We start from the raw sequence: 12912 nt of genomic DNA on the forward strand, positions 1-12912 counted from the left end.
GTCATGACACTGGAACAGCTGCGCATCTTTGTCGCCGTGGCCGAGCGCTTGCACATGACGCGGGCCGCGGAGCATCTGCATCTGACGCAGTCGGCGGTCAGCGCGGCGGTGACGGCGCTGGAGACCCGATACGGGATGAAGCTGTTTGATCGTGTCGGGCGCGGGCTGGCCCTGAACAGTGTGGGCGAAGCCTTTTTGCCGGAAGCGCGCGCCGTGCTGGCACGGGCCGAGGCCGCGAGGTCTCTACTGGATGATCTGGCCGGACTGAAGCGTGGCTCACTCTCTATATATGCCAGCCAGACCATCGCGGCCTATTGGCTGCCGCCGCACATGGCACGCTTTCACCAGTCCTATCCCGAGATCGAACTCAGCCTTCGCATCGGCAACACCCATCAGGTGATCGAGGCGCTCAGCGCAGGACAGGTGGAAATGGGTCTGGTGGAGGGTGCCGAGGATGCGCCGCAACTGGAGCGAAGCGCCATCGGATCGGACCGTCTGATTTTGGCCGCTGCGCCCGATCATCCAATGGCCGGACGCCGCCAGCCGCTGACGGCCAGCGATATCGGCCAACTGGCTCTGGCTTTGCGCGAAATCGGATCGGGTACCCGCAGCGAGTTCGAGGCGCATCTGCCCGAGGGCATAAAGGCCGATGAGCTAAACGTGGCCCTCACCCTGCCCTCCAACGAGGCCTTGTTGACGGTTGTGGCGACCAGTCATCTGGTGACGGCCATTTCGGAACTGGCGGCCCGCCCCCTAATCGAGGCAGGCCGCCTTGTTCAACTGCCGCTGGATCTGCCCGAGCGGCCCTTCTATCACCTGCGCCACCGCGAACGCGGGGCCAGTCGGGCGGCAGAAGCTTTCATCGCCGCCCTCACGTCCTAGACCTTGGCTGCGCGCTTCAGCGTCCAGCGATAGAGCACGAAGGTCAGGACGAAGAAGCTCACCAGACCCACCCACATAGCCGGCCATGCGCCGCCTTCTTCCATCACAGCAAACGGCGCATCATTGGCTGTACCGACGATAACCGCCGCGGTGAACACGCCAAAAAGGCTTTCCCCCACGATCAGACCCGATGCCAGCAGCACGCCCATACGGCGGCCCACATCGGCAAAGCGGGTGGTCTTCAGCGCACGGTCATACAGCCAGCCGCACACGGCGCCGATCACCAGCATGGTCGTCACATAGGCGGGCAGATAGACACCGATACCCGCAGCCAGCGGCGGCAGCTTGATCTTTTCCGCCGTCACCTTGCGCAGGATCATGTCCAGCACGATCACGGCCACACCGATGGCCGCACCGATACCGATTAGGTCCCAACGCAGATCGCCACTGATCACGCCGCGCGCCAGCGCCGAAATCAGCGTCGCCTGCGGCGCGGCCAGCGTCTGCGAGCCTTCGACGATGGCGGGCGGGCCACCTTCAAAGCCAAAGGCGCGGTTCATCATGTCCAGCACGAACGGGATGACCAGCGCACCGGCACCGACACCCACGATCAAAGCCGTCTGCTGGCGCCACGGGGTGGCCTCGACCAGCTGGCCGGTCTTGAGGTCTTGCAGGTTGTCATTGGCGATCACGGCCACAGCAAACACCACCGCCGTCACCACCAGAGCAAAGGCGATCACCGACGGATCGGCCGGTACACCCGCCACTGCCAGCACGCCCAGCATGAGCAGGGACGCGATCACAATGGCCAGAATGCCGACACCCGACACCGGACTGTTCGACGAGCCGATCAGACCGGCCATGTAGCCGCAAATGGCCGCCACGGCGAAGCCGATGATGATCACATAAAGCAGACCGCCGATGACCAGCAGCGCCGTCTGGTCGGCCAGCACCGTGCCTTGTGCAAACACCGCCAGCAGCACCCCGATACCGATCAGCGCCGCCAGCGACAGCAGGCCGACCGTCTTGATCGGAATATCCTGCTCGGTCAGGTCCAGCGCCTCGCCATGGGCGCGCTTGTCCTGAGCGGCAAAGGCCGACGCCAGACCCGATACCAGCGGCCCCGCCAGCTTGGCCAGCGTCCAGATGGCCGCCACGCCGATCACGCCCGCGCCGATAAAGCGCACTTCCTGCGACCAGACCGCCATGGCCAGACCTTCGGCACCGGCGTCGGCAGGTACGCCTGCGGCCACCGAAACGGCGCCGTTGGCGGTGGCCCAGTCTACATAGCCCTGAGACGTCAGGATCGGCACAAACACCAGCCACGCCAGCGCCAGACCGAACAACTGCGTCAGACCCACGGCCAGACCGATCAGGTGACCGGCCCCCAGCAAAGCGAACTGCATGGAAAAGCCCACGCCCGTCGCTCCGCCTCCGAGCGCCGCCGGAAGTTTGAAGAAGGCGGCAGTCTGCTCGGCCAGCACCTTGGCGGCGGCCAGAAGGCCAAAACCCGCCGAGGCCAAGGCCCCGCCGATCACCACCCACAGGCCGGACTTGTTCTCGCGGACAGCCGCTTCGCTCTGCCCTTCACCGGGCGAGCCGACTTTAAGGACTTCAGCGGCGGCGACGCCTTCGGGATAGGGCAGGTCGCCCTTGGTCACCAGCGTACGGCGTAGAGGAATAGAGAAGGTGACGCCCAGCACGCCACCCAACGCACAGATGGCCACGCTTTCCCAGAAGGGAAAGTTCATCCACCAGCCGATCATCACCATGCCGGGCAGCACGAAGATGATGGCGCTCATCGCCCCGCCGACCGAAGCCACGGTCTGGACGGTCATGTTTTCCCAGATGGTCGAGCCCTTGAACGCCCGCAGCAGGGCCATCGAAATGACCGCCGCCGGAATGGCCGAGGCAAAGGTCAGACCGACCTTCAGGCCCAGATAGGTATTGGCTGCCGTGAACACCGCGGCCAGCACACAGCCCAGCACTAGGGCTCTGAGTGTGAGTTCGACCCGTTTACCGACCGGAGGCTTGGCCCCCGTCACCGGTGCATCGCTCATGATGGTTGTCCCTCTCCCGTCGCGCTCTCGTGCGGCGCGATCCTCGACGAATGTCCATGCACGCTAACCGCGAATAGGCCGGCGTGACAACGGTCGTTAAAAGCGACGCCTTCTTCTTTTGTCAGCGACACCCTACCTTCTGTCTCGTGCCTGAACTGCCCGAAGTCGAAACCGTCCGCCGTGGCCTGACAACCGTTCTGGAGGGAGCCACCCTGTCGCGGGTCACAGTGCGCCGTCCCGACCTGCGCTTTCCCTTCCCCGAGAACTTCGCTCAGAGGCTAGAAGGGGCGACGGTGCTGCGTATCGACCGGCGCGCCAAATACCTGCTGCTGCGGCTGTCGACGGGCGAGACGTGGATCACCCATCTGGGGATGACCGGACGCTTTACGTTGGATGGCGACCCGACCGGCCAGTTCGAAGATGAAGTACCTACGGGCGGCAAGCACGAGCATTTCGTCGCCTGTGCCGATCTGGGCGGACGACTGACGCGCTTGGGCTATGCCGACGCGCGGCGGTTCGGCTTTATGGGCCTGATCCCGACCGACGAGGTGGAGGCCCACCCGTGGTTCAACCATCTGGGGCCGGAGCCGCTGGGCAACCAGTTTTCGGGCGCGCACCTAATCGAAGCCTTTGCGGGTCGCAAACAGAACATCAAGGTCAGCCTGCTGGACCAGACCATCGTCGCGGGTCTGGGCAATATATATGTCTGCGAGGCGCTTTACCGCTCCGGCATTTCACCGCTGACGGCGGCGGGCAAGGTCAGCAAGCCGCGCCTGAACCGCCTCGCGACCGAGGTACGCCATGTGCTGGACGATGCCATTCGGGCGGGTGGCTCGACCCTCAAGGACTTTGCCAATGTCGAGGGCGGTCAGGGCTATTTCCAGCACAGTTTCGACGTCTATGGCCGCGAGGGCCAGCCTTGCCGCACCGAAGCCTGCACCGGCACCATCGCCCGTATTGTGCAGGGCGGACGATCCACCTTCTATTGTCCCCGCTGCCAGAAATAGCCGCGACCGATCGGGCCCTTTCCACCGGCATGGCGAGGGTCTAGACCTTGTCCCGACCTGTTGAAGTTCAAAGGAGCGCCTGATGGCCGACACCTATTCCACCCTGCTGGTCGAGCGTCACGCCGACGGTTATGCCGTGGTGACCTTGAACCGCCCCGAGGCACTGAATGCGCTGAACTCGCAGCTGCTGGGTGAGCTGGGTGACTTTCTGGAAACCGCCGCGACCGACGATGCCATTCGCGCGGTCGTCCTGACCGGCTCGGCCAAGGCTTTTGCCGCCGGTGCCGACATCAAGGAGATGTCGGACAAGTCGTACGCCCAGATGTATACGGAAAACTTCTTCGCCCGCGCTCATGACCGTGTAGCGAACTTCCGCAAGCCGATCATCGCGGCGGTTTCGGGCTATGCACTGGGCGGTGGCTGCGAACTGGCCATGCTGTGCGACTTCATCATCGCCTCCGACACGGCCAAGTTCGGCCAGCCGGAAATCAATCTGGGCGTCGCCCCCGGCATCGGCGGCTCGCAACGCCTGACCCGTGCCGTGGGCAAGGCCAAGGCCATGGACATGTGCCTGACCGCCCGCATGATCGACGCCGCCGAGGCCGAGCGTGCCGGTCTGGTATCGCGCGTGGTGTCCGGCGAGGAACTGCTGGACGAGGCCCGCAAGGCTGCCGCCAAGATCGCCTCCCAGTCGCCGCTGGCCGTCATGGCCAACAAAGAACTGGTCAATGCGGCCTTCGAGACCACCCTGGCGCAGGGTCTGCAGTTTGAACGCCGTCTGTTCCACTCCCTGTTCGCCTTTGACGACCAGAAGGAAGGCATGGCGGCCTTTGTCGAAAAGCGTAAGCCGGCCTTTACGGGTCGCTGATCGCTCCACACCTGTCGGGGCGGCGGGACTTGAATCCCCGTCCCGACTCAATTCGAGCGGCCTTGCGTTGACCGATTACTGGGTTTCCGCTATAGCCGCGCGCTCTTGAGATTTCATCGCCGTGGGCTCTTCTCGCTCGTGGCGCTTATCGTTCGAAGGTTTTTGAAATGGCTAACAACGCCGGCGCCCGCAAGGCGATCCGCAAGATCGAAGCGCGGACTGCAGTGAACAAGGCTCGCCGTACCCGCGTGCGCACCTACCTGCGCAAGTTCCAAGAAGCTGTCACCGGCGGCGACGTCGAAGCTGCCAAGGCAGCCTTCATCACCGCTCAGTCGGAACTGATGCGCGCTGTCTCGAAGGGCGTGGTTCATAAGAACACCGGCGCTCGTAAGGTCAGCCGTCTGGCCGCCCAGCTGAAGAAGCTGTCGGCCGCCTAAGTTCCTTCCTGTCGCGGACGTCTTTTTACAGACGTTTTCAGCGTACGGTTTGGACCTTAAGTGAAACACCCGCGTTACGGGTGTTGCAAGAAAATCGAACGATTTCAAAGGCGAGGCAGCGACAGTTGCCTCGCCTTCTTGCTTTTGGCGCTAAGTGGTTTTCTGCAGAGCCGCGATTAATTTCCGGCTCAGAAATCCGTTTTCCTCAAGCCCCATCGGGGTTTGCGCGAGTCAACAAATTTAAGTGCATTTCGCGACTCGAATCTGCGTTGATTCCCGCCCCGCTCTGAGTAAGTTCAAGGGGTAACGCACTTCCATCCCCAAGGATGAAGACGAAGGAAATCAAGGATTTCCCTCGGCGGTGATGTCTGTCTGTGAGAACGGCCCCACGTGTCAAACCCCTGTTTGGCGCGATAGGAGAAGTCGTCCCTGATGTCAGCACCTGAAGCCCGCGTTGCGACGGTGAACGATAAACAATTCTGGCGGGTGAATTCTAAGATGATCGGGGGCCTTGCAATGGGACAGATGACCGATCCAGATCGTATCTGGACGGAAGCGGCAGACCGCTTGAAGGCCGAAATCGGCGACGGTCCCTACAGCTCCTATATCGCGCCTTCGGCTGTGCGTGTGGACTCGGCAGGGAACCTGATCCTTGTCACCCCCACCGCCTATGCGCGCGACTGGGTCCGTCAAAACGCACTGCGTCGCATGAATGAACTGTGGCTGGGCCTGGACGGCCTGTCGCGTCGTCTGGACGTTCGTTGCCGCGCCGAGGTGGGTTCGATCCTGCCGTCGGTCGCTCGCGAGGCTCCGCGCCTCAACTCCATCAGCACGGCTCCGGCAACCGCTACGACCGCACCGACCTTTGCCGCCTCTGCCGACAGCGCCCGCGCCGTCCGCGCCGCAGGCCTGCAAGAGCGTCTGACCTTCGACACCTTCGTCGAAGGCCACGGCAATGCCTTTGCCCTGGCGATCGCCAAACAGGTTGCCTCGTGGGCCGATGGCCACTTCAATCCGGTGTTCTTCTGCGGCCCGTACGGCTATGGCAAGACCCACCTGCTGAACGCTATCGCCTGGGAGGCCCAGCGCCTGCGCCCGAACGCCAAGGTGGTCTACCTGACCGCCGAGCGTTTCCTGTCGACCTTCGTGCGCGCCATGCAGGACCGTTCGACCAACGCCTTCAAGGAAAGCCTGCGTTCGGCAGACATGCTGCTGATCGACGACGTCCAGTTCGTGGGCGGCAAGGCTTCCACCCAGGAAGAACTGCTGAACACGCTGACCGCCCTGATCGAGGACGGTAAGCGTATCGTTCTGTCGGCTGACCGCGCGCCGGTGGCCCTGACCGATATCGAGCCGCGCCTGCGCAGCCACATGGCCGCCGGCCTGACCTGCCCTGTCGAAGCCGCCGACCGCACCCTGAAGGTCGCCGTGGCCCAGAACCGCCTGCGCGCGCTGGCCAAGCTGGGTGTCGTCTCGGGCGAGGCCCGTCCGGAAGTGCTGGAGCATATGGTGGATCGCACCCCCGGCTCGATGCGCGAGCTGGAAGGTGCCGTAAACACTCTGGCCGCTGTGGCCGGTGCCCGTCTGGCCACCCTGACCACGGATGAAGTTCAGGCCCTGCTGGGCACCTCCATGCGCGGTGGTCCGGAGCGTCGCATCACCGTCGACGAGATCCAGAAGACTGTCGCCGAGCATTTCAGCCTGAAACAGGCGGACCTGCTGAGCGAGCGTCGCACCCGCGCCATCGCCCGCCCGCGCCAGATCGCCATGTATCTGTGCAAGCAGCACACCACCCGTTCCTATCCGGATATCGGCCGTCGCTTCGGTGGCCGTGACCACACCACCGTGCTGCACGGTGTGCGCAAGATCGAGGAACTGCTGTCGCAAGACGAACAGATCGCCCGCGACGTGGAAGCCCTGACGCGCAAATTGCGCGGATAAGACTGGAATGTCGCGTAAACTGCGCGGCTAAGGCTGAACCCACCCCGATGAAGGCCGCGCCCGTCCAAGGCGCGGCCTTTTTCTTTGGTCCTGTGGATTTTCAGCGTCTTTTGGGGGCGAAGCGGACAAGCAGGGCGGCTGAACCGTTGCTCCTTGCGCTCAATCCGCTAGTGTCACCGTCCATATATTTCGATCAGGGGCGTCTATCCTGATCGCGACCGGGCGAGACCACATGCAGCTGACCATCGAACGTTCCGCGCTTCTCCGGGCTCTGGGCCACGTCCAGAGCGTTGTCGAGCGTCGCAACACTATTCCGATCCTGTCGAACGTGCTGCTGACGGCGGGTCGCGACCGCCTGTCTTTCGCGGCTACCGATCTCGACATGGAAATGGTCGACGAGGCCGAAGCGCAGGTGAATGTCGAGGGCCAGATCACGGCTCCGGCGCACACCCTGTATGAAATCGTCCGCAAGCTGCCCGATGGTGCCGAGGTCAGCCTGAGCTATTCGGGCGATGATCCCCGTCTGGTGGTCGCTGCAGGTCGCTCCAAATTCAATCTGCCGGTGCTTCCCGCCGGTGACTTCCCAGTCATGTCCAACGAGGCCTCGGGCGCACGCTTTACCCTGCCCAAGGAAGATCTGGCCCGCCTGATCGACAAGACCCGTTTCGCCGTCTCGACCGAAGAGACGCGCTATTATCTGAACGGCCTGTACCTGCACACCGTGGCCGATGGCGGCATTCCGCTGCTGCGCGCCGTGGCCACCGACGGCCACCGTCTGGCGCTGGCCGAAACCCCGGCACCGGAAGGCGCTGCGGGCGGTCCGGGTGTGATCGTACCGCGCAAGACCGTGGATCAGGTCCGCCGCTTGCTGGACGATGGCGCAGGCCCTGTCGAGGTTCAGGTCTCGGCGCAGAAAATCCGTTTCGAGTTCGGTGAAGCCAGCCTGACCTCCAAGGTCATCGACGGCGCCTTCCCCGACTATCTGCGCGTCATCCCCAAGGGCAATGACAAGCAAGCTGACATAGACAACAGCCTGTTCGCCAAGGCCGTCGACCGCGTGGCCACCATCTCGGCTGAAAAGAGCCGCTCGGTGAAGCTGGCTTTCGACAACGACCGCGTGAAACTGACCGTCCGCAACATGGAAGCCGGTCAGGCCGAGGAAGAGGTCGAAATCGGCTATTCGGACGAGCCGTTCGAAATCGGCTTCAACGCCCGCTATCTGCTGGACGTGGCTGGTCAGATCACCGGTGAGATCGCCACCTTCAAATTCGCCGATCCGGCCAGCCCGACGCTGGTCCTCGATCCGGCAGACGTTGGCGTTCAATACGTGCTGATGCCGCTGCGGGTATAGTCGCCCCGCGTAAGGATCCTTAAAGGCCCGTCCAAACCGGACGGGCCTTTGTTTTATGAGTGCCGGTTCCTGAATTTCCACTTCATCGACAGAACGACTGCGGCCATGACGAGGGCACAGGCATTGGCAAAAGTCACAGGCCAGGCCTCGGTCATAAGTCCGTAGGCAACCCACAGACTGAAGCACGTCACGGTAAGGGCGTAGGTTTTCAAACTGACGGCGGAAGCGTCGCGCTCTTTCCAAATCTTGAAAGCTTGGGGCACGAAGCTTGCTATCGAGCACAAAGCGGCCGCTGTGCCCACGACATTGGCACCGATCTCGCTCATTGATCGCGCTTACAATAATACATCGCTGACCCTTCGAAACAGGACGCTGATATCTGCGCCAAGGAAGGTGCCACAATCGCGAGCAGCGGGATCGGCAGTTTCGGGCGATGAAATGTCTGGGCCATGATGGTCTCCTCGACCAATCCAATGCCCGACAGTTTTGGTGGGTTCGACTTGCTCTCCACATGTCCATTACAGAGCACGGGCCTGCATCTGGTAGGGGCGCGCAGCATTAGGCTATAGACGCTTCCTAATAGCCCCCGGCCTGCGCCGTCTCGGTAACCCTGACATTTGATAACCTCCCTCGCCATTACCGACTTTCGCTCTTACAGCGCGGCCCGTCTGGAATTATCCGGCGGGCCGGTTGTGCTGTTTGGACCGAATGGTTCGGGCAAGACCAATCTGCTGGAGGCGATCAGCCTGCTAACGCCGGGCAAGGGACTGCGTAGCGCGACAGCCGCCGAGATGGGCCGGCGCGAGCCGGGCGAGGCTATGGGTCGTCCATGGGGCGTGGCGGCGACACTGGAGACCACAGACGGCGAGCTGAAGATCGGTACGGGCGTCCAGACCATGGGCCCGTCCGCGCGCCGGATCGTACGTATCGATGGCGAGACCGCCCCGCCGGGACGGATGCTGGACCACCTGCGCCCCGTCTGGGCCACGCCCGAACAGGACCGGCTGTTTTCAGACGCGCGTGGCGACAGGCTAAAGTTTTTCGACCGGCTGGTATTCGCCGCCAATCCCGACCACGCGGCGACCATCTCCAACTATGAAAAGGCGCTGCGCGAGCGTCTGCGTCTGCTGACCGACGAGGATCGCGCCGCCGATCCTTTGTGGCTGGATGCGCTGGAGGCCCGCCTGTCAGAGGCCGGTGCGCGCGCCGCCGTCTCTCGCGTGTCTGCGCTGAAGGCCTTGCAGGACGGTATTGACGCCCGCGCCGACCGACCCTTCCCGCAGGCGGATTTGGGACTGGAAGGTCCTGCCGAGCAAATGGCCAAGGACGGGGCCGACGAGGCCGACATCCTGTCCATGCTGGGTGAGGGATTTGCCCGCGCCCGCGCGCGTGATGGCGCAGCCGGTCGCAGCCTGTTTGGCCCCCATCGCACCGATCTGACCGCGCTCCACCGCGAAAAGAACCGTCCTGCCGCCGAGGGGTCATCGGGTGAGCAAAAGGCCTTGGTGCTGAACCTCATTCTGGCCCAGACCGCACGTCTGGCCGCAGGGACGGCCAAGCCCGTTCTGCTGCTGGACGAAGCCCCCGCGCACCTTGATGAAGGCCGCCGTGCAGCCCTGTTCGACGAGATCGAAGCGCTTGGCCTTCAGGCCTTCATGACCGGCACGGAGCGGCCTTTATTCAGCGCGCTGGAAAACCGCGCCCAGTTCGTGGCCGTTAGCCCGCAAGGACTGGACTGACCCCCCGCGCGAACAGACCGTAAAAAGCCTTCAAAAGCTGGCTTTTCCTGCCCAATTTCCTATATATGACATGCTTCGCCGCAGAGTGATTTGCCAAGCGATGCCGACGGCCTTCGGGTTGTCATTTCCCTGTCCGCACCGCGGACCCTGAGCCGACGTTTTCATGACCGAACAGACTGCTCCCGCGCCAGAGTACGGCGCCGATTCCATCAAGGTTCTCAAAGGCCTGGATGCCGTGCGCAAGCGCCCCGGCATGTACATCGGTGACACGGATGACGGTTCGGGCCTGCACCACATGGTGTACGAGGTGGTGGACAACGCCATCGACGAAGCGCTTGCGGGCCACGCCGATCTGGTGACTGTCACCCTCAACGCCGACGGTTCGTGCACCGTGACCGACAACGGTCGCGGCATTCCGGTGGGCATCCACGAGGAAGAAGGCGTCTCGGCGGCAGAAGTCATCATGACCCAGCTGCACGCGGGCGGTAAGTTCGACCAGAACTCCTATAAAGTTTCGGGCGGTCTGCACGGTGTGGGCGTTTCGGTTGTGAACGCCCTGTCGGACTATCTGGAACTGGTCATCTATCGCGATGGCAAGAAGCACCACATGCGCTTCGAGCGCGGCGACACCGTCAAGTCGCTGGAAGTCGTCGGCGATGCGCCGTTGCGCACCGAAGGGGCCAAGGCCGGCCAACTGCTGACGGGTACCGAGGTCACCTTCTATCCGTCGGTCACCACCTTCCGCTTTATCGAATTCGATTTCAAAACGCTGGAACACCGCCTGCGCGAGCTGGCCTTCCTGAACTCCGGCGTGCTGATCAAGCTGCGCGACAATCGCCCCGCCGAGCCGATCGAGAGCGTGCTGCACTATGAAGGCGGCGTCGAAGCCTTCGTGCGTCACCTCGACAAGTCGAAGAACCCGATCCTGAAGGATGTCATCACCATTCAGGGCCAAAAGGACGGCATCGAGGTCGACTGCGCCCTGTGGTGGAACGACAGCTATCACGAGACGATGCTGTGCTTCACCAACAACATCCCCCAGCGTGACGGCGGTACCCACCTTTCAGCCTTCCGTGCCTCGCTGACGCGCGTGATGGGCAGCTACATCGACCAAGCCGGTGCGGCGAAAAAGGAAAAGGTCTCGGTTTCGGGTGAAGACGCCCGCGAAGGCCTGACCTGCGTGCTGTCGGTCAAGGTGCCCGATCCGAAGTTCAGTTCGCAGACCAAGGACAAGCTGGTCTCGTCCGAAGTGCGCCCCGCAGTGGAAAATCTCTGCTCGGAAGGCCTGTCGACCTGGTTCGAGGAACACCCGACCGAAGCCAAGATGATCGTGTCCAAGATCGTCGAGGCTGCCGCCGCCCGTGAGGCCGCCCGCAAGGCGCGCGAGCTGACCCGCCGCAAGTCGGTGCTGGAAATCAGCTCCCTGCCGGGCAAGCTGGCAGACTGTCAGGAACGCGATCCGGCCAAGGCCGAACTGTTCATCGTGGAGGGTGACTCCGCAGGTGGCTCGGCCAAACAGGCCCGTAACCGCGAAAATCAGGCCGTCCTGCCGCTGCGCGGTAAGATCCTGAACGTGGAGCGCGCCCGCTTTGACCGCATGCTGTCGTCAGACACCATCGGCACGCTGATTTTGGCGCTGGGCACCGGCATTGGCCGCGATGACTTCAACGCCGACAAGCTGCGCTATCACAAGATCATTCTGATGGCCGATGCGGACGTCGACGGCGCGCACATCCGTACGCTTTTGTTGACCTTCTTCTATCGCCAGATGCCGGAACTGATCGAGCGCGGTCACATCTACATCGCCCAGCCGCCGCTCTATAAGGTCTCCAAGGGCAAGCAGCATCGCTACATCAAGGATCAGGCGGAAATGGACGCCTATCTGATCGATGAAGGCTGTGCCGACGCCACGCTGGAAACGGCAAATGGCGAGGTTCGCGCCAGCCGCGACCTGCAGGAACTGGTCCGTGAGGCCAAGGCCTTCAAGGCCGGTGTGGACCGTCTGGCCACCCGCGCCCCGGCCTTTGCCATCGAGCAAGGCGCGCTGTCGGGTCTGTTCGATGAAGACAACGGCGAGCTGCTGGAACGCGCCCAGCGCGCTGCAGCGCGTCTGGACCTCTATAACGAAGATGGCGATGGCCCGTGGTCGGGCGAGTTGGCCGCTCAGGGCGGCGTGGCTTTCAGCCGCGTACGTCGCGCCGTGAACGAGACTGTGGTGCTGGATGAAGTGCTGGGCCGTTCGATGGACGCGCGTCGCCTCGGTGAACGTGCCGCCGCCTTTGACGGCCTGTTCGCCAAGCCCGCCACTTTCCGCCGCAAGGACAAGACGGTGATCGTGCGTGGTCCGCTGGACCTGCTGGCCGCTGTTCTCGACGCCGGCAAGAAGGGCATTGCCATCCAGCGCTATAAGGGTCTGGGCGAAATGAACCCCGACCAGCTGTGGGAAACCACGCTGGACGCCAACGCCCGCACCTTGCTGCAGGTCAAGGTCGACCACGCAGACGAAACCGATGACTTGTTCGCCAAACTGATGGGCGACGTGGTGGAACCCCGTCGCGAGTTCATTCAGGAAAACGCCCTCGACGCCGCCGTCGACGCCTGATTTTCCGGCCCAAGCCGCAAAGCAA

Annotated in this window: 10 protein-coding genes; 8 read left to right on the top strand and 2 right to left on the bottom strand. The window is 63.1% G+C overall.

Annotated elements, in window-relative coordinates:
- Positions 1-3: 3 nt before the first annotated feature.
- On the top strand, positions 4-882 hold the full coding sequence (locus tag B3B04_RS12150; protein ID WP_292043270.1) for a LysR substrate-binding domain-containing protein: 879 nt from the start codon (positions 4-6) through the stop codon (positions 880-882).
- On the opposite strand, the gene B3B04_RS12155 is transcribed toward B3B04_RS12150, so the two are convergent.
- Positions 879-2942: an OPT family oligopeptide transporter gene (locus B3B04_RS12155; protein WP_292043271.1), complete on the bottom strand. Its 2064-nt coding sequence runs from the start codon at positions 2940-2942 to the stop codon at positions 879-881. The genes B3B04_RS12150 and B3B04_RS12155 overlap by 4 nt on opposite strands.
- Positions 2943-3088: 146 nt before the next feature.
- Here B3B04_RS12155 and mutM point away from each other — a divergent pair, with 146 nt between their 5' ends.
- The 5 genes from mutM (at position 3089) to dnaN (ending at position 8546) form a co-directional block, all read left to right on the top strand.
- Positions 3089-3949 (top strand): bifunctional DNA-formamidopyrimidine glycosylase/DNA-(apurinic or apyrimidinic site) lyase, encoded by an 861-nt coding sequence (gene mutM / locus B3B04_RS12160; protein WP_292043273.1) that lies wholly within the window; start codon positions 3089-3091, stop codon positions 3947-3949.
- A gap of 82 nt (positions 3950-4031) precedes the next feature.
- The gene (locus B3B04_RS12165) at positions 4032-4817 is read left to right on the top strand and encodes an enoyl-CoA hydratase (protein WP_292043275.1); all 786 of its coding nucleotides are present in this window, start codon (positions 4032-4034) and stop codon (positions 4815-4817) included.
- A 167-nt stretch (positions 4818-4984) separates the two neighbouring features.
- Positions 4985-5254: a 30S ribosomal protein S20 gene (rpsT, locus tag B3B04_RS12170; protein WP_292043277.1), complete on the top strand. Its 270-nt coding sequence runs from the start codon at positions 4985-4987 to the stop codon at positions 5252-5254.
- A gap of 525 nt (positions 5255-5779) precedes the next feature.
- Positions 5780-7195, top strand: coding sequence for a chromosomal replication initiator protein DnaA (dnaA, locus tag B3B04_RS12175; RefSeq protein WP_292043279.1), 1416 nt, complete (start codon positions 5780-5782; stop codon positions 7193-7195).
- A 232-nt stretch (positions 7196-7427) separates the two neighbouring features.
- Entirely contained in the window at positions 7428-8546 is a 1119-nt protein-coding gene (gene dnaN, locus B3B04_RS12180) for a DNA polymerase III subunit beta (RefSeq protein WP_292043281.1), read from the top strand.
- A 53-nt stretch (positions 8547-8599) separates the two neighbouring features.
- Here the strand turns inward: dnaN and B3B04_RS12185 are convergent, their stop codons facing one another.
- The gene (locus B3B04_RS12185) at positions 8600-8872 is read right to left on the bottom strand and encodes a SemiSWEET family sugar transporter (RefSeq protein ID WP_292043283.1); all 273 of its coding nucleotides are present in this window, start codon (positions 8870-8872) and stop codon (positions 8600-8602) included.
- Positions 8873-9163: 291 nt separating this feature from the next.
- Here B3B04_RS12185 and recF point away from each other — a divergent pair, with 291 nt between their 5' ends.
- Positions 9164-10285 (top strand): DNA replication/repair protein RecF, encoded by a 1122-nt coding sequence (gene recF, locus B3B04_RS12190; protein ID WP_292043285.1) that lies wholly within the window; start codon positions 9164-9166, stop codon positions 10283-10285.
- A gap of 163 nt (positions 10286-10448) precedes the next feature.
- Positions 10449-12887, top strand: coding sequence for a DNA topoisomerase (ATP-hydrolyzing) subunit B (gyrB, locus tag B3B04_RS12195; RefSeq protein WP_292043287.1), 2439 nt, complete (start codon positions 10449-10451; stop codon positions 12885-12887).
- The last annotated feature ends 25 nt before the right edge of the window (positions 12888-12912 follow it).

This window comes from Brevundimonas sp. UBA5713, assembly GCF_002419815.1.
GTDB lineage: Bacteria > Pseudomonadota > Alphaproteobacteria > Caulobacterales > Caulobacteraceae > Brevundimonas.

Excerpts from the sequence above, each read along its gene's own strand:
- B3B04_RS12150 (WP_292043270.1), top strand. The coding sequence starts at position 4 with ATGACACTGGAACAGCTGCGCATCTTTGTCGCCGTGGCCGAGCGCTTG.
- B3B04_RS12155 (WP_292043271.1), bottom strand. The coding sequence starts at position 2,942 with ATGAGCGATGCACCGGTGACGGGGGCCAAGCCTCCGGTCGGTAAACGG.
- B3B04_RS12165 (WP_292043275.1), top strand. The coding sequence starts at position 4,032 with ATGGCCGACACCTATTCCACCCTGCTGGTCGAGCGTCACGCCGACGGT.
- rpsT (WP_292043277.1), top strand. The coding sequence starts at position 4,985 with ATGGCTAACAACGCCGGCGCCCGCAAGGCGATCCGCAAGATCGAAGCG.
- dnaA (WP_292043279.1), top strand. The coding sequence starts at position 5,780 with ATGACCGATCCAGATCGTATCTGGACGGAAGCGGCAGACCGCTTGAAG.
- dnaN (WP_292043281.1), top strand. The coding sequence starts at position 7,428 with ATGCAGCTGACCATCGAACGTTCCGCGCTTCTCCGGGCTCTGGGCCAC.
- B3B04_RS12185 (WP_292043283.1), bottom strand. The coding sequence starts at position 8,872 with ATGAGCGAGATCGGTGCCAATGTCGTGGGCACAGCGGCCGCTTTGTGC.
- gyrB (WP_292043287.1), top strand. The coding sequence starts at position 10,449 with ATGACCGAACAGACTGCTCCCGCGCCAGAGTACGGCGCCGATTCCATC.